General features: G+C 71.4%; 20 protein-coding genes. 10 read left to right on the top strand and 10 right to left on the bottom strand.

The features are described 5' to 3' along the window. Positions 1 to 65: 65 nt before the first annotated feature. The 4 genes from ACFVTH_RS14740 (at position 66) to ACFVTH_RS14725 (ending at position 3,663) form a co-directional block, all read left to right on the top strand. The gene (locus ACFVTH_RS14740) at positions 66 to 986 is read left to right on the top strand and encodes an ACP S-malonyltransferase (RefSeq protein ID WP_387092401.1); all 921 of its coding nucleotides are present in this window, start codon (positions 66 to 68) and stop codon (positions 984 to 986) included. A 41-nt stretch (positions 987 to 1,027) separates the two neighbouring features. After that, positions 1,028 to 2,032: a beta-ketoacyl-ACP synthase III gene (locus tag ACFVTH_RS14735; protein WP_387092398.1), complete on the top strand. Its 1,005-nt coding sequence runs from the start codon at positions 1,028 to 1,030 to the stop codon at positions 2,030 to 2,032. A gap of 66 nt (positions 2,033 to 2,098) precedes the next feature. Then, positions 2,099 to 2,347 (top strand): acyl carrier protein, encoded by a 249-nt coding sequence (locus ACFVTH_RS14730; RefSeq protein WP_026378239.1) that lies wholly within the window; start codon positions 2,099 to 2,101, stop codon positions 2,345 to 2,347. 80 nt (positions 2,348 to 2,427) lie between these two features. After that, positions 2,428 to 3,663: a beta-ketoacyl-[acyl-carrier-protein] synthase family protein gene (locus ACFVTH_RS14725; protein WP_387092395.1), complete on the top strand. Its 1,236-nt coding sequence runs from the start codon at positions 2,428 to 2,430 to the stop codon at positions 3,661 to 3,663. A 141-nt stretch (positions 3,664 to 3,804) separates the two neighbouring features. On the opposite strand, the gene ACFVTH_RS14720 is transcribed toward ACFVTH_RS14725, so the two are convergent. Continuing rightward, positions 3,805 to 4,326, bottom strand: a complete 522-nt coding sequence (locus ACFVTH_RS14720) for a DUF3145 domain-containing protein (protein ID WP_387092393.1) — start codon at positions 4,324 to 4,326, stop codon at positions 3,805 to 3,807. 206 nt (positions 4,327 to 4,532) lie between these two features. Here ACFVTH_RS14720 and ACFVTH_RS14715 point away from each other — a divergent pair, with 206 nt between their 5' ends. After that, positions 4,533 to 5,153: a PadR family transcriptional regulator gene (locus ACFVTH_RS14715; RefSeq protein ID WP_387092390.1), complete on the top strand. Its 621-nt coding sequence runs from the start codon at positions 4,533 to 4,535 to the stop codon at positions 5,151 to 5,153. Here the strand turns inward: ACFVTH_RS14715 and ACFVTH_RS14710 are convergent. Then, on the bottom strand, positions 5,132 to 6,991 hold the full coding sequence (locus tag ACFVTH_RS14710) for a bifunctional 3'-5' exonuclease/DNA polymerase (RefSeq protein WP_387092388.1): 1,860 nt from the start codon (positions 6,989 to 6,991) through the stop codon (positions 5,132 to 5,134). The two genes, ACFVTH_RS14715 and ACFVTH_RS14710, sit on opposite strands and share 22 nt — an antisense overlap. Before the next feature lie 111 nt (positions 6,992 to 7,102). Here ACFVTH_RS14710 and ACFVTH_RS14705 point away from each other — a divergent pair, with 111 nt between their 5' ends. Continuing rightward, positions 7,103 to 7,873, top strand: a complete 771-nt coding sequence (locus ACFVTH_RS14705; RefSeq protein ID WP_387092385.1) for a hypothetical protein — start codon at positions 7,103 to 7,105, stop codon at positions 7,871 to 7,873. 100 nt (positions 7,874 to 7,973) lie between these two features. After that, positions 7,974 to 8,537: a dihydrofolate reductase family protein gene (locus ACFVTH_RS14700; RefSeq protein ID WP_387092382.1), complete on the top strand. Its 564-nt coding sequence runs from the start codon at positions 7,974 to 7,976 to the stop codon at positions 8,535 to 8,537. Between the two features lie 25 nt (positions 8,538 to 8,562). On the opposite strand, the gene ACFVTH_RS14695 is transcribed toward ACFVTH_RS14700, so the two are convergent. Beyond that, entirely contained in the window at positions 8,563 to 8,754 is a 192-nt protein-coding gene (locus tag ACFVTH_RS14695) for a hypothetical protein (protein WP_387092379.1), read from the bottom strand. A gap of 203 nt (positions 8,755 to 8,957) precedes the next feature. Here ACFVTH_RS14695 and ACFVTH_RS14690 point away from each other — a divergent pair, with 203 nt between their 5' ends. From ACFVTH_RS14690 to ACFVTH_RS14680, 3 genes are read left to right on the top strand one after another with little or no spacing between them, the layout of a single operon-like run. Beyond that, a complete protein-coding gene (locus ACFVTH_RS14690) occupies positions 8,958 to 9,362 on the top strand; it encodes a group 1 truncated hemoglobin (protein ID WP_376945014.1) in 405 nt (134 codons plus the stop codon). A 4-nt stretch (positions 9,363 to 9,366) separates the two neighbouring features. Further along, positions 9,367 to 10,578, top strand: coding sequence for a globin domain-containing protein (locus tag ACFVTH_RS14685; protein ID WP_387092376.1), 1,212 nt, complete (start codon positions 9,367 to 9,369; stop codon positions 10,576 to 10,578). After that, entirely contained in the window at positions 10,575 to 11,333 is a 759-nt protein-coding gene (locus ACFVTH_RS14680; protein ID WP_387092373.1) for a DivIVA domain-containing protein, read from the top strand. Before ACFVTH_RS14685 ends, ACFVTH_RS14680 begins: the two co-directional genes overlap by 4 nt. A 105-nt stretch (positions 11,334 to 11,438) precedes the next feature. On the opposite strand, the gene ACFVTH_RS14675 is transcribed toward ACFVTH_RS14680, so the two are convergent. The 7 genes from ACFVTH_RS14675 to ACFVTH_RS14645 all read right to left on the bottom strand — a co-directional run bounded on the left by ACFVTH_RS14675 (position 11,439) and on the right by ACFVTH_RS14645 (position 15,184). Continuing rightward, positions 11,439 to 12,014 (bottom strand): DUF3618 domain-containing protein, encoded by a 576-nt coding sequence (locus tag ACFVTH_RS14675; RefSeq protein WP_387092370.1) that lies wholly within the window; start codon positions 12,012 to 12,014, stop codon positions 11,439 to 11,441. Then, positions 12,011 to 12,379 carry a phage holin family protein gene (locus ACFVTH_RS14670; RefSeq protein WP_387093643.1) on the bottom strand — a complete coding sequence of 123 codons (369 nt, stop codon included), beginning with the start codon at positions 12,377 to 12,379 and terminating at the stop codon, positions 12,011 to 12,013. Before ACFVTH_RS14670 ends, ACFVTH_RS14675 begins: the two co-directional genes overlap by 4 nt. A 59-nt stretch (positions 12,380 to 12,438) precedes the next feature. After that, positions 12,439 to 13,194, bottom strand: a complete 756-nt coding sequence (locus tag ACFVTH_RS14665; protein WP_387092367.1) for a hypothetical protein — start codon at positions 13,192 to 13,194, stop codon at positions 12,439 to 12,441. 575 nt (positions 13,195 to 13,769) lie between these two features. Then, a complete protein-coding gene (locus tag ACFVTH_RS14660) occupies positions 13,770 to 14,111 on the bottom strand; it encodes an ATP-dependent DNA ligase (protein WP_387092364.1) in 342 nt (113 codons plus the stop codon). A gap of 183 nt (positions 14,112 to 14,294) precedes the next feature. Next, on the bottom strand, positions 14,295 to 14,606 hold the full coding sequence (locus tag ACFVTH_RS14655; protein ID WP_387092361.1) for a hypothetical protein: 312 nt from the start codon (positions 14,604 to 14,606) through the stop codon (positions 14,295 to 14,297). A gap of 42 nt (positions 14,607 to 14,648) precedes the next feature. After that, positions 14,649 to 14,867, bottom strand: a complete 219-nt coding sequence (locus tag ACFVTH_RS14650) for a hypothetical protein (RefSeq protein ID WP_387092358.1) — start codon at positions 14,865 to 14,867, stop codon at positions 14,649 to 14,651. Continuing rightward, a complete protein-coding gene (locus tag ACFVTH_RS14645) occupies positions 14,864 to 15,184 on the bottom strand; it encodes an ATP-dependent DNA ligase (RefSeq protein WP_387092355.1) in 321 nt (106 codons plus the stop codon). Before ACFVTH_RS14645 ends, ACFVTH_RS14650 begins: the two co-directional genes overlap by 4 nt. Between the last annotated feature and the right edge of the window lie 76 nt (positions 15,185 to 15,260).

Below are 15,260 nucleotides of genomic sequence, written 5' to 3'. Positions count from 1 at the left end.
GGTTTCGCGAAGAGCTTGTAGCGTGTGCACACCACATGCGGCCCGCTGATTGGCAGACTGGGGTGGTGATCGTCGTCGTCTGCCCTGGACAGGGCTCTCAGACCCCCGGATTCCTCGCCCCCTGGCTCGACGTGCCCGGCTATGCCGAGCGCCTCGACGCGTTCTCCGCCGCCGCGGGTCTCGACCTGGCCGCGCACGGCACCGTCAGCGACGCCGACACGATCCGCGACACCGCGGTCGCGCAGCCGCTCATCGTCGCGGCGGGCCTGCTCGCCCTCGGCGGGCTCCTCGCCGACGGCCGCGCCGAGCGCATCGGCGGCATCGCAGGCCACTCGGTCGGCGAGATCACCGCCGCCGCCGGCGCCGGCGTGCTGAGCGACACCGACGCGATCGGCTTCGTCGCCGAGCGCGGTCGTGCCATGGCGGATGCCGCGGCGCAGGTCGCGACCGGCATGAGCGCCGTCATCGGGGCCGACGAGGCCGAGCTGCTCGCACGCCTCGCCGTGCTCGGGCTCGAGCCCGCGAACTTCAACGGCGGCGGGCAGATCGTCGTCGCCGGCGCGCTCGACGCGCTCGAGCAGCTGAAGGCCGAGCCGCCGGCCGGAGCGCGCGTCATCCCGCTGCAGGTCGCCGGCGCCTTCCACACCCGCTACATGCAGCCCGCGGTCGAGCGTCTCGCGCAGGTCGCCGCGACGCTCGCTCCGGCCGACCCCGCCCTCCCGCTGTGGACGAACCGCGACGGCGGCCGCGTGGCATCCGGTGCGACCTTCCTCGAGCTGCTCGTCGGCCAGGTCTCCTCGCCGGTCCGCTGGGACCGCTGCATGGAGTCCTTCGGCGAGGCCGGCGTCACCGGCATCATCGAGCTCGCGCCGGCCGGCGCGCTCGTCGGGCTCGCGAAGCGCGCCCTCAAGGGCGTGCCGACCGTCGCCGTGAAGACGCCCGACGACCTCGCCGCCGCGATCGACCTCATCGACCAGGCCGCCTGATCCCCCGCAGCCTGATCGCCCGCATCACGAGAAAGCCGAGCATGACGAGACCTACGCTCCAGCAGTCGCACGGACCCGCGTACACCCGCATCTACGCCCTGGGCGCCGCCCGCGGTGAGCACGCGGTGCCGAACGACGACCTGATCGGCCCGATCAACTCCTCCGACGAGTGGATCCAGCAGCGGACGGGCATCATCACCCGCACCCGCGCCGGCGCCGAGGTGTCGGCGCTCGACCTCGCGACCGACGCGGCGAAGGAGGCGATCGAGCGATCGGGCGTCGCTCCCGAGCTCATCGACCTCGTGATCGTCGCGACGATCTCGAACGTGCAGCAGACCCCGTCGATGGCCGCCGTCGTCGCCGACCGGGTGGGGGCGAACCCCGCCGCGGCCTACGACAGCAACGCCGCGTGCGCGGGCTACGCCTACGCGGTCGCGCAGGCCGATGCCCTCATCCGCACGGGCGCGGCGCACTACGCGCTCGTCATCGGCGCCGAGAAGCTCTCCGACGTCGTCGACCCGACCGACCGCAGCATCTCGTTCCTGCTCGGCGACGGCGCGGGCGCCGCGGTGATCGGCCCGAGCGACACGCCCGGGATCGCACGCACGGTGTGGGGCTCCGACGGCTCGAAGGCCGGCGCGGTCGGCATGAACGGCACGCTCGTCGAGTTCCGCGACGGTGCCGCCGAGTGGCCGACGCTGCGCCAGGAGGGCCAGACGGTCTTCCGCTGGGCCGTCTGGGACATGGCGAAGGTCGCGAAGCAGGCACTGGATGCCGCGGGCGTCACGAGCGCCGACCTCGCCGCCTTCATCCCGCACCAGGCGAACATGCGCATCATCGACGAGTTCGCGAAGCAGCTGAAGCTGCCCGAATCCGTCGTCATCGCCCGCGACATCGCGACGACGGGCAACACCTCGGCCGCGTCGATCCCGCTCGCGACGCACCGTCTGCTCGAAGAGCACCCTGAACTCTCCGGAGGCCTCGCCCTCCAGATCGGCTTCGGCGCCGGCCTCGTGTTCGGCGCCCAAGTGGTGGTTCTTCCCTGAACCGCCGACCCCTGTCCATCTAGACTGTCTCTCGGTCAAACGAGACACCCCTCAAGGAGAAGAACCATGGCATTGTCCACCGAAGAAGTGCTTGCCGGCCTGGCCGAGCTCATCAACGACGAGACCGGCATCGCAACCGACACGGTTGAGCTGGACAAGTCGTTCACCGACGACCTCGACATCGACTCGATCTCGATGATGACCATCGTCGTCAACGCCGAAGAGAAGTTCGACGTGAAGATCCCCGACGAAGAGGTCAAGAACCTCAAGACCGTCGGCGACGCCGTCAGCTTCATCGTCAAGGCCCAGGCCTAGTCGCCGCGACGAGCGGGCCGCGGCATCGCCCGGCCCGCTCGATCCGTATTCCTTCGCCTTCCTCCCGGAGTGTTTTCGTCATGACCAAGAAGATCGTCATCACGGGTATCGGTGCGACCTCGCCCATCGGCGGCACCGCTCGTGACAGCTGGAAAGCCCTGCTCGCCGGCGAATCCGGCGCCCGTGCCCTCGAGCACGACTGGGTCGCCGAGCTCGAACTGCCCGTGACCTTCGCCGCGACCGCCAAGGTCGCCGCCTCCGAGGTGCTCGAGCGCCACGAGATGAAGCGTCTCGACCCCTCGAGCCAGTTCGCCCTCATCGCCGGCCGTGAGGCCTGGGCCGACGCGGGCGCCCCCGAAGTCGAGCCCGAGCGGCTCGCCGTCGACTGGGCGACCGGCATCGGCGGCGTCTGGACCCTGCTCGACGCCTGGGACACCCTGCGCGAGCGCGGCCCCCGTCGCGTGCTGCCCATGACCGTGCCGATGCTCATGCCGAACGGCCCGGGCGCGGCGGTCGGCATGGACCTGCACGCCCGCGCCGGCATCCGCACCGTCGTGTCGGCGTGCGCCTCGAGCACGGAGTCGCTCGTCAACGCCTACAACCAGCTGCAGGCCGGTGAGGCCGATGTGGTCATCGCCGGCGGCTCCGAGGCGGCGATCCACCCGATCACCATCGCCTCGTTCGCGTCGATGCAGGCGCTCTCGAAGCGCAACGACGACCCCGCGACCGCCTCGCGGCCGTACGACGTGAGCCGCGACGGCTTCGTGATGGGCGAGGGCGCCGCCGCGCTCGTCGTCGAGACCGAGGAGCACGCGAAGGCCCGTGGCGCCCGCATCTACGCCGAACTGCTCGGCGGCTCGGTCACGAGCGACGCGTACCACATCACCGCGCCCGATCCCTCCGGTCTCGGGGCCTCGCGCGCGATGCGCGCGACGCTCGAGGCGGCGGGCCTCCAGCCCGGCGACGTCGCGCACGTGAACGTGCACGCGACGAGCACGCCGGTCGGCGACATCGCCGAGTACACGGCGCTCCGCGAGGTCTTCGGCGACCACCTCGACAACATCGCGATCAGTGCGACCAAGGCGTCGACCGGGCACCTGCTCGGCGGTGCCGGCGCCATCGAGGCGATGTTCACGGTGCTCGCGCTCCACGAGCGCACCGCTCCCCCGACGATCAACGTGGCCGAGCTCGACCCCGAGATCCCGCTCGACGTGGTGCGCGAGCCGCGCACGCTCGCCGACGGCGAGCTCGTCGCGATCTCGAACTCGTTCGGCTTCGGCGGGCACAACGCGGTCGTCGGGTTCCGTTCGGTCTGACGCCATCCCGCATGACGAAGGTCCCGGTGCGAATCGCACCGGGACCTTCGTCGTCGCCGGACCTGCTGCTTCACTCGTACGTCTGCCGGGGACTCCTCCGTCCGACCTCCGCGTCGCGCCGCAGCGGGCCCGTGGTCGAGGTCACCCCACCTGGTGCAGCCAGACGACGGGGGCGAAGTCGCTCGCGTGGCGGAACGGCTCGAGCTCGTCGTCCCACGCCTGCCCGAGCGCGAGCCGCAGCTCGCGGTGCACCTCGAGGGCGTCGAGCCCGCCGACCTCGAGGGCGTAGCGGATGCGGTCCTCGGGGATGACGGTGTTGCCCGCGGCGTCGGTCTGCGCGAAGTAGACGCCGAGGTCGGGCGTGTGCATCCATCGCGCGCCGTCGTTGCCGGGCGTGGGGTCTTCGCTCACCTCGAAGCGCAGCTGCTCCCAGCCGCGCAGCGCCGAGGCGATCTTGGCGCCCGTGCCGGGCTCGCCCTCCCAGTAGAACTCCGCGCGCATGGCGCCGCGGAGCACGGGCTGCTCCTGCCAATCGAAGTTCACGGGTACGCCGAGGGCACGGCCAGCCGCCCACTCGACGTGCGGGCAGAGCGCCCGCAGCGAGGAATGCACGAACAGCACACCCCGCGCGGAGCGTGCGGCCCGCGCGACCGTCTCTGCCATCTCCTTCTCCGTTCTGCTGAGGTGCGTCTTCCCCTACGACCTCTGAACGGCGGGTGGCCGGATCTTCGATTGTGCGCGACAGGTGCCGCATCGCCGATTATGCCCCGGATCAGGGCGGTTCACAAGAGCACCGGCCCGGCGGTGCGCCAGGTTCCGGTGATCACTATGCTCGGTGAGGTATTCGCCCGACATCGAAGGAGTCGCGGATGGCCGTTCGTGAGGCACTGCTGGCGTCGCTCATCCCCGGCCCCGGCTACGGATTCCAGCTCCACGGCGCGCTCGCCGTGCGGACCGGCGGCCGGCGCCAGGTGAACGTCGGGCAGAGCTACGCCACGCTCGAGCGCGCCGCGAAGGCGAAGCTGATCGAGTCGGCTGGCGCCACCGACGACGGGCTGCCGCTCCACCGGCTCACCGCCGTCGGTCGAGCCGCCGCCGACGCCTGGTTGAACGGTGAGGATGCCCCGGGCGCCGACCCGTGGGACGAGACGGTCGACCGTGTGCTCATCGCGGCCTCCCTGCCCGGGATCGACGCGTCGTCGATCGCCGCCGCCGAGGCGCAGCGGTGGCGTGAACGGCTGGCCGCGGCCGAGCTCGATGCGGGCCCGACGTCAGTGGGCGCCGAGCCCGCGCTCGCGTCGCTCGCGCGTGCGGCCGACGCCGCGCGGGCCCGGGCGGCCCTCGACTGGCTCGAGCGCGCGGCCTCGGCCGTGGCATCCGGCCCGTCGCTCGAACTCGTGCCGAGCACCGAGCGCCCCCGGCGCGGCCGTCGCCCTTCGGCCGCCGGGCGCACGGCGGACGCCGACGCTCAGCCCTCGGCCATCGCGTAGCTGTCGACCACCGCGAGCTCGAGCGGGAAGTCGACCGGGAAGTCGCCGAAGAGAAGCCGCCCCGAGCTCGCGGCGCACTCGAGCACCGCGGCGGCGACCTCGTCGGCGCGATCGGCGGGCGTGTGCACGATGATCTCGTCGTGGAGGAAGTACACGAGGTGCGGGACCTCCGCGAAGGCCGTGCCCGAGCGGGGCGCCCGCGTGTACGACGGCGGAAGCGCGCTGAGCCGGGTACGGAGCGCCGCCATCCAGCAGAGCGCCCATTCGGCGGCGCTGCCCTGCACGACGAAGTTGCGCGTGAAGCGCCCCCATTCGCGCGCCACCGAGCGCGCGCGCCGCTCGTCGACGGCGGTCGCCTCGGGGTCGCTCGCGCGCGCCTGCGTCTGACGCCACGAGGCCGGTGGCGGCGGTGAGGAACGGCCGAGATTCGTGGTGACCCGGCCTCCGCGCTCCCCCACCGCAGCGGCGCGGTCGACGAGGGCCATCGCACGCGGATAGGCCCGCGCGAGCCGGGGAACGAGCCGACCGCTGTCGCCCGTCGTCGCGCCGTACATGGCCCCGAGGATCGCGACCTTCGCCTGGTCGCGCGTCTCGACGACCCCCGCGTCGACGATGCCCCGGTAGAGGTCGGTGCCGCGGGCTGCGCCGGCGAGCGCTTCGTCGCGGGCGAGTCCGGCGAGGACGCGCGGCTCGAGCTGGGCGGCGTCGGCGACGACGAGCTTCCACCCGGGGTCGGCGACGACCGCGGCGCGCACGTTCTTCGGCAGCTGCAGGGCGCCGCCGCCCGAGGTCGCCCACCTGCCGGTCGCCGTGCCGCCCGGTACGTAGTCGGGCCGGAAGCGACCGTCCACGATCCATTCGTCGAGCCAGGACCACCCGTTCGCGCTGAGCAGCCGAGCGAGTCGCTTGTAGGCGAGCAACGGCGTGATCGCCGGGTGGTCGTGCTCACGCAGCTCCCACTTGGCGGTCGAGGCGACCTGGATGCCCGCGCGCCGCAGGGCGCGGAGCAGCTCGACCTGGGAGTCGAGGTTGACGGTCGGCTGCTCGAGGGCGGCGCGCACCTCGAGTGCGAGCGCCTCCATGCGGGCGGGCTTCCACCCGGGCTTGGGCTTCGGGCCGAGCTCGCGCTCGAGCACGGCCTCGTGCACCGCCCGATTCCAGGGCAGGCCGGCCGCCTGCAGCTCGACGCCGATGAGCGCGCCCGCCGACTCGGCGGCGAGCAGGAGCCGCATCGCGCGCGGCCGCGCGCTCGCCTCGACGAGGCGCATCTGCCGCAGGTACTCGGCGACGACGGCCTCGACCGGGACCTCGCCCGCGAGTTCATCGGATGCCGCGGCGAGACCCGCTGACGCCCCGGGCGAACTGGTGCTCGCGGACGCCGAGTCGCCTCCGACGTCGAATTCGGCCGGCGCCACGGCGTCGTCATCGAACCCCTCGAACTCGTCGAACTCGAACAGCGCGGTGGCCCGTGCCGCCGTGGCGGGAGCGGCAGCGGCGGCGGCAACGCCGTCGTCTCCTGCGAGATTCGGCGCCGCCGCGAGCCAGCGCGGGCGAGGCTCGTCGTCGGCCGCGCGCGCGGCGACGACGTCGGCGGAGCCCTCGACGATGGCTCCGGCGAGCAGGAGGTCGTGGCAGCGCTCGACGCGCACGCCCGCGGCAAGCAGGGCGGGATACCAGCGCCGGACGTCGCTCCACACCCACCGGGGACGCTGCTGTTCGAGCTCGGCGACCGTGCCGGGGAGCTCGTCGGGCGCGACCACGGCGAGCGGCCGGGCGGGTTCGTCGGGATCGACGAGCGCGACCCGGCCGCGCGGCGCCGTTCCGATCGCGATCCGCATCCCACCATTCTCGTGCCGGGCACCGACAGCGATGCACCCGGATGCCGCGACCGACCTGGTGTCGGTGGCGTCGGGGATGATCGTCGGCATGACGAGCACAGGAGGCGGCGCATGGTCGCGGTGAGGTTCCGCTGCGGGCACGGGGCGACGTCCGGCGACGGCACCGTGACGATCTCGCGCGGCTGCCCCGTGTGCATGCTCGTCGACGAGACGCAACGTTCGCGCAGCGAGCTCATTCGCAGGGTGGCCCCCGCGCAACGCGCACGGCTCGCAGTCGAGACTCGCATCGGCGCCGAGTACGACTGGCGGTGCGAGCGTGGGCACGACCGCTACACCGCGACGGTCCGCGAGGCGCTGACCAGTCCCGGCTGCCCGAAGTGCCGTCGCAACGCCGCCGGGCCGAGCGCCGCCCGCGAAGCTGGACTCGCCTACATGAACCACGGGCTGCGCACCCGGACCTCGGCGACCGAGCAACGACTGCGCATCCTGCTCGGCGAACGCATCCGCCTGCACCATCGGGTGAACGCCGTGCGCATCGCCCGCACGTTCTACGGCCGGCAGGAGGTCTGGCCCGACATCCTCGTGCCGCAGCTGCGCATCGCCGTCGAGTACGACGACCCCGGTCGCTCGCGGCGGGCGCATTCGGGCCTGAAGGCCGCGTCCGACCTCGAGAAGGACGAGGCGCTGCACGAGGTGGGTTGGGACGTGATCCGCATCCGCGCGGGAGGTCTCGAGTCGATCAGCCCGACGAGCATCGTGTGTCGCGCGCTGACGGTCGAGGTCGTCGACGAGGTCGTCGCGATCATGCGCCGGCTTCGCGGCGATGCTGCGGTCGATGCGCTCGCGGTCACCGGAGTCGCACCGGTCGCCGCGTCATCGTGAACCGGCTGCCGTGAGTCGACTGCACTGAGCGGTGCCTTCCCCATGGCGGCGACTCCGCACCGGCGGCATGATGAAGTCACGCATCGATGAAGGGGGCACCATGCTGATCTACTCGATGAGCGCCTCGGTCGACGGCTACATCGCCGACCGCGACGGAGGGTTCGACTGGTCGGTGCCGAGCGAGGAGCAGTTCCGCTTCCACCTCGAGGAGACCCGTTCGCTCAGCGGCGTGGTGTGCGGGAGGCGGCTCTACGAGGTGATGCTCCCGTGGGAGAACGACCCGTCGCTGCGCGACGAGGAACTCGGTGCCGAATTCGCCGAAGCGTGGAATGCACTTCCGAAAGTGGTGTTCAGCCGCACCCTCGACCGCGTGGAGGGCAACGCGCGGCTCGCGGAGGGGGCGCTCGACGAGGAGATCGGCGCGATGCTCGCCGCCACCGACAAACACGTCGAGATCAGCGGTGCGGGCCTCGCCGGCCAGGCCATCGAGCTCGGGCTGGTCGACGAACTCCGCATCTTCCGCAACCCGGTCATCGTCGGCGGCGGCACCCCGCTGCTGCCGGCCGTGACCGGGCAGATCGACCTCGAACTCGTCGAGACGCGCACGTTCGCGTCTCGGGTGGTCTACGAGCGCTACCGGCTCGCCGGGCGAGGCGCCGCGTGACGCGCAGCCCGCACACGAGTGCGCCCTACTCCACGAGCTGCGTGAACAGCTCGTAGACCATGAAGGCCGGCCAGAAGATGCCTTGGAAGAACGCCCAGATGAACAGCCAGAACTCATCTGCTCGTTGGAAGAAGAACACCCACGCACCGATGACGCCGAGCCCGTAGATGGCGCCGCCGCCGGCGAAGCATCCGGTGTTGGAGCCCTTCTCGTTCATCTCGCGCCTCCCCGCATCGATGGCTCGTCCGTCAGCTGCAACCTACTCCGAGCCGATGCCGACGGAAAGGGCGATCGCGTCCCGAGTCCCGGCATGTCGGCCCGGGGCTCCGCAAGGCCGATCCGGGGCTTCGTCTTGGCTCTGCGAGACCTCGTCTGCTAGGAAGGGTGCGCCCCCTATCGGCACGACGATTGGACCCGACGATGAGTTCCTCCACCCTGCAGACCGAGCCCGAAGCCCTCAGCGACTACGCCGCAGTCGGCGGCGCCCCGGCGATCACCGCAGTGGTCAACCGCTTCTATGAGCTGGTGCTCGGCGACGACGACCTCGTGCGCTACTTCGACGGCATCGAGATGGTCCGCCTCAAGCGGCACCAGGTCGCGCTCGTCTCGCACGTGATGGGCGGCCCGGTCGTCTACGAGGGCCGCGACGTGCGCACGGCGCACGCCGGCATGGGCATCTCCGCCGACGACTTCGCGGCCGTCGCGGGGCACCTCGTGACCGCGCTGACCGAGGCGGGCGTGCCGGCCGAGATCATCGACCGCACCGTGAGCGCGGTCGCGGCGACGCAGCCCGACATCGTCGAGGTCACCTCGACGCAGGAGTGATGCGGTGGACACCGCCGCACTGAAGCACAGCTGGTCGCTGGCCGAGTCGCTCGGCGACGAGGTGCCGCTGTTCTTCTACTCACACCTCTTCTACACCCACCCCGAACTGCGGGGGATGTTCCCGGTGTCGATGGCGACCCAGCGCGACCGGCTCGTCGGCGCGCTGGGACGCATCGTGTCGAACGTCGACCAGCTCGACGAGGTCACCGCGTTCATCCAGCAGCTCGGTCGCGATCACCGGCGCTTCCAGGTGGTCGCCGGACACTACGACGCGGTCGGCCTCTCGCTGCTCACGACGCTGAAGCACTTCCTCGGCGAGCAGTGGACCCCCGAGCTCGCGGCAGACTGGGCAGCGGCGTACGGCGTCATCGCCACCGCGATGGTGCAGGCCGCCGAGGAGTCGGAGAGCGACAGTCCGGCCTTCTGGGAGGGCCTGGTCACCGCCGTCGAACGACGAAGCATGGAGCTCGCGGTCGTGCAGGTGCGCCCCGAGCCTGCGCTGGCCTTCGAGCCCGGTCAGTCGGTCGCAGTCGAGACGAGCTACGCGCCTCGACTGTGGCGGTATCTCAGCATCGCGAACGCGCCCCGACCCGACGGCTCGCTCGAGTTCCACGTGCAGCTCGTGCCGGGCGGCCAGGTGTCGAGCGCGATCGTCCGCAAGCTCAAGGCCGGCGACGTGCTGCGCCTCGGGGCGCCCGTCGGCAACGAGCTCACCCTCTCCGCCGACGAGTACGGGCGCGACCTGCTGATGGTCGCCGGAGGCACCGGGTTCGCGCCGCTCCGCGCGCACCTGGAGCGCATCGACCTCGACTGGCAGCAGACGGGCCGGGCCCCCAGCGTCCACCTCTTCCACGGTGCGCGCGTGCCGTGGAACCTCTACGAGCACCGCCTGCTGCAGAGCCTCGCCGGCCGACCCTGGTTCACCTACACGCCGGTCGTCTCCGACGACCCGAGCTACCCGGGTCGCACGGGACTGGTCGGCGAGGTCGCGGTGGCCGAGGGGCTTCGTCCCGACGCCCTGGCGATGGTCTGCGGCTCCCCCGCCATGGTGCGGCACACGCTCACGCAGCTCCGCAGCGCCGGACTGAAGGCCGGTGATCTCCGATTCGAGCAGTTCGCGACGCTCGAAGACGACGGTGCGAGCGGACCCCGTCGCGACATCCGAGATGGGCAGCCGTCAGCGCAGCCCGCCGAACGATTGGGAAGTGCACGATGACGCCCGACCCTGACAACGAACTGCAGCCCGACGCCCTTCCGACGCCGGCGCCCGCTCCCGGCCCGGTCGCCGTGGTCGACCTCGCCCATGCCATCGCCCGGCTTCCCAAGACCGACCCGGCGAAGTTCACCGTGCGCCACATCGGGGCGGGCTACGACCGCTCCGAGATCGACGAGTTCCTCGCCGAGCTCAACGAGGCGATCGACACCGTGCGCGCCGCGGCCGAGCATGATCGCCGCGAGATCGACGCACTGCGCGCCGAGAATGCGCGACTCAGCTCGACCGCCGAGGCGAAGCACGACGAGGAGGTCACGCTCGGCGCCGTCGACCTGCTCTCGCAGGCGCAGACGATCGCCGACCGCGCGGTCGCCGACGCCGAGCAGTACGCGCGAGACCTCGTGCTCGCCGCGCGCGAGGAGTACCGCGATGTGCTCGAACGCGCCGCGCGCGCCGAAGAGGCGCACGCCGTGGCCGGTGCAGCCGCACCCGATGCCGCATCTCACGGTTCGATGCCCGAGATCGAGTACGTGCGCACCTACGCGAAGGTCGCGCAGGTGCAGCTGCGGTCGGTGCTCGAGGCCCTGACCGAGCAGGTCGACCGGCTCGGAAACCTTCCGCATCCCGAGAGTGCGCCGACGAGCGCCTCGCCGCCCGCCGCGGTCGACGACCGCGAGCTCGTCGACGAGGAGCCCGACTGGCTGCCCGCGGTGCCGCCCGAACCCGCCATTCAACGGCAGACCTACATCAAGCCCTGATCGCGACCGTGCGGCGGTCGGGGCGTCGGACGCCCGCGCGGACACCGATCCCCTGCGACGCGGCCCGAGTCTGAATCGACTCGGGCCGCGTCGCGGCCTGTTCGGTCAGAGACGCCCCGTGGCGCCGGGCTGACCGGCGACGGGGTCGGTCCGCATGCCCTCGACCGCGTCAGCGCCTTCCTCCTTGACGGTCTCGACCGCCTCGGCTGCTCTGTCCTTGACCGCGGTCGCAGCATCCTGGGCCGGTGCCTTCAGGTGCTCGGCGGAGTCCTTCACCGCATCCTTCACCTCGTCGACGAGCGGCTCGGCGGCCTCCTTCGCCTTCTCGGCGACCCGTTCCTCGGCCCTCGAGGCGGGGATGAGCGAGGCCGCGAGCAGGCCTGCACCGAACGCCATCAGTCCGACGGCGATGGGGTTGCCCTGTGCGGTGGCGGCGACCTTCTGCGGTGCATCGGCGATGGCCGACCCCGCGTCCGACAACGCGTCCCGCGCGTCGTGGCCGGCGTCGGACGCCGCCCCCATCACGCGGTCCTTCAGCCTCGTGAACGCGTGCTTCACCTTGCGTCCCTGTCGCTCGGCGACCTTGCTCGGGTTCACCTTATCGGCGAGGGCGTCGACGTCCTGGCCGAGTTCCGTCCGCGTGCGTTCGATGTCTTCGCGGATCACGTCGGGGTTGCTCATCGGTTCTCCTCATTTCGCTTCAGTGCGTCGGGAATCTCCTTGATCGTCTCCACGGTCTCGGGCATGCCGGTGATCGACTCCATCTCGCGCTTCCCGACGAGCGCGAGCACGAGTGCCACGATTCCCCAGACGGCCGCGACGATGACCGCGGACCAGGCGTTGCCCATCACGTACCCGAGCCCCCACCACACGGCGATCGACAGGAACGTGAGCGCGAGGAAGCCGGCGACGCCAGCGCCGCCGAACATGCCGGCGCTCTTCCCCGCCCGCCCCGCAGACTCCTTGAGCTCCGCCTTGGCGAGCTCCACCTCCTGACGCATGAGCGTCGAGATGTCGCGGGACACCTCGGAGAGGAGCTGCCCGATCGTGCTCGCCTCGGCCTGTCGTTCCGACGGCGTGCGCGGGTCGTGGAATCCCGGGTCGCTCACCGCAGATCACCCGCTTCGCCTGCCGTACCGGGTGCGGGTCCCCCGCTGCCGGTGCCCGTGACGCCGACGGTGGTGGCGCCGCGCGCCGGGGCCTCACGGAGCGGCGGCACGCTCGGCGCGCCGAAGGGGTCGCTCGGCACCGAGTCGCCCGATCGAACACCGGTCGCGGCGCCGGGCCTCGCCGTGGAGCCGGAGCCGAGCGCCCCGGCCGTCGAGCCCGACGGCCCGTCGTTCGACGACGAGGCGAGCGCGCGAACCAAGCGCCCGACGACCAGGCCGGCGCCCACGGCGACGGCGATGAAGACGCCGGGGCGCCGGCGGGCGAACCGCTTCACCTCGTCGACGACGCCCGCCGGGTCACGGGTGCCGAGCCACGTGGCCACGGCATCGACCCGCTCGCCTGCGGCTCGCACGAGCTGCGGTGCGTAGCCACCGTCGTCGGAGCTGTCGGCCATCTTCGAGAACGAGGTCCCCGCCGCATGCAGGGCGTCCGCGGCGCGCGTCTGCTGCTGCGCAGCCTGCCCTCGGAATTCGTCGCCGACCTGACCGGCGAGCTTCTTCGCCTGCCGGCCGACCTCCGACGCGACCGATCGCGTCTCCTGCTTCGCGGCGTCCACGACGTGGTGCGCCGCATCGCCCGCATCCGCACCGGCCGACTGCGTGCCGCGGTTGCGGTCGTCGCTCGGGCGCATCGCCCCGGTGGTGTCGGCGGGCCAGCCGCCCTCGGCGTCCGTTGCATCCAGATTGCTCATGGGCCTGCCTTCCTTTCGTGCTTCACGGTCACGTTAGGTCGGAGAACTTTTCTGGAGGAGGGACTTCCCATCCGTGCGATCAGCGCGTATAACCGCGCGAGGCGCAGCGTGGGACCCGGCGTCGTGCCTCGACCTCGTCGAGCGGTCGACGGGGGCTCGGTGTCAAGCCCCTACTCCACATGCCGCTCCGCAACTACCGTGAGCGCACCGTCGGGCGCGGCGCGTCTCCGCCGACCTGCATCCGACCATCGCGGCGAGGAGGTGCCGATATGATCTGCCGGAACTGCCGGGCCCCGGGCGTGCGGATCATGCGGGCGTCGCCCGCGAAGGCCGACCTTCCTCGGCCGCCGTCGATGGCCGTCTGCGTGCGGTGCGGTGAGACGTGGGTCCTGCTCCAGCCGAGCGACGGCGGGCGCTAGCGCGAATGCTCCCGACGTCCCACCGCCTGCCGTCACGACTCGCCGTTCCTCCGGCGCCCCCGGCGCGAGCGGCGAGCCGATGCAGCGCCTCGCGGTGCGCAGATGCTGGCGCGGGTCGGTGAGCGCCTCCTCACGAGGACGGCGCACCGCGGCGCCTCAGGAGACGGCGTGCTCCCGGTCGGGACTCGGCTCGCGGACCACGGAGGGAGCGTGTTCGAGCGGCTCGTTCACGATGCGCAGGACGCCGGACATCCCGGCGACGTCGGAGAGCGCCTCGAGCCAGGCGTGGTTGACCGACGGCACGCGATTGCCGGCGTACACGAACTCGAGGGGCGACCGAGGGGTCAGCCAGATCGTGATCGCGCGCCCCTGGTGCCGGAAGCTCGCGGCGAACCGCTCGTCACGCCGGAACTTGTCGATGATCACGATCTGCAGATGCGTGAGTGTTCGATCTTCGATCTCGATCTCGAGCGTCGAATTGTAGATGAACGTGCCCATGGCCGTTCGCCTCCGTGCAGGTTCTGCATGGAACGGTCACCGGGGCCGATACCGATATGCCGAGAGAACTTCGCGACGGAGCTGATACAAGGTCGACGCTATTCGCTCAAGCCCCAATTCGGGGGATTCGAGGGACGTTCGGTACGTCCTGCCTCGGCGGCCGTCCTGCAGGACCGCACGCGCTCACCCCAGCCCGAACTCGTCGAGATCGTCGAAGTCGTCGACCGACTCGGGCTGCGGTCGAGCGAGCCAGGACTCGAGCGCATCGACGCTGACCTCCTCGTCGTCGACGTCGTCGACCTCGACCACTTCGACGGAGAGCGTCATGCCTGGGGAGACGAAGATGCTCACCCTCCTCGTGGCGGTGTGCAGCGTCTCGACGAAGCCGCCGCCCGCGCGCACCAGCGCGGTAATGTTCGCCATCACGACCTCGGGGTCCTCGTCCTGCGGAAGAAGGTACTCGCGCCCGTCGAACCTGACCCGGACCTGTTGCATCTGCTCACGATCCTCTCTCGCTCGCCGCGCGCCACGCCGTGCTCAGTCGTCGATCGCGGGGTCTTCGACGGGTACCAGCGACAGGAGCACCCCGGGGGTGATGAGCAGGTCCGCCGCCACGTTGCGGCCCTCCCCGATGTTCGCGCGGAGCCACGTGGGCCCGGCGGCCATCGCGGCGAGCACCTCCTCCCGGACCTCGTCGTAGTCACGACCCGAGATCGAGTAGTGCTGTCCCCCGTAGTAGACGTCGATCCGCTTCATGATTCGCCCCCGCTCCTCGCCTGCTCGTCCGGTTCCGGCACGAGGTGCAGGCCCGAGCTGGAGTTCGCGGCCTGGCTCAGCGCCTCGATCCAGGCACGATTGATCGCCGGCGGCCTCGAGCCGTAGTACTTGTACACGATCGTCGCCGACGGATGGATCCAGATCGTGGTTCGGCCGTCGCCGATCGACGCGTCGTCGCGCCAGGAGAAGTGGAAGGACTCGCCCCGGCGCAGCTTCGCCCCGATGACGTACTGCAGATGAGCGAGGACGCGATCCTCGAAGTCCACGCGAAGCGCCTCGTACATGAACTTGCCCATGGCGGACTCCCTTCTTCCGGTTGCGATCGGGCACAGTCTCACACCGTTTCGCGGCCGCGCAACCCCCCTTGCGCCG

The organism is Agromyces sp. NPDC058104 (assembly GCF_042884835.1).
Taxonomy (GTDB): Bacteria; Actinomycetota; Actinomycetes; order Actinomycetales; family Microbacteriaceae; genus Agromyces.
The sequence above is the reverse complement of the archived record's forward strand: the minus strand, read 5'-3'. Positions and strand labels throughout refer to the sequence as shown.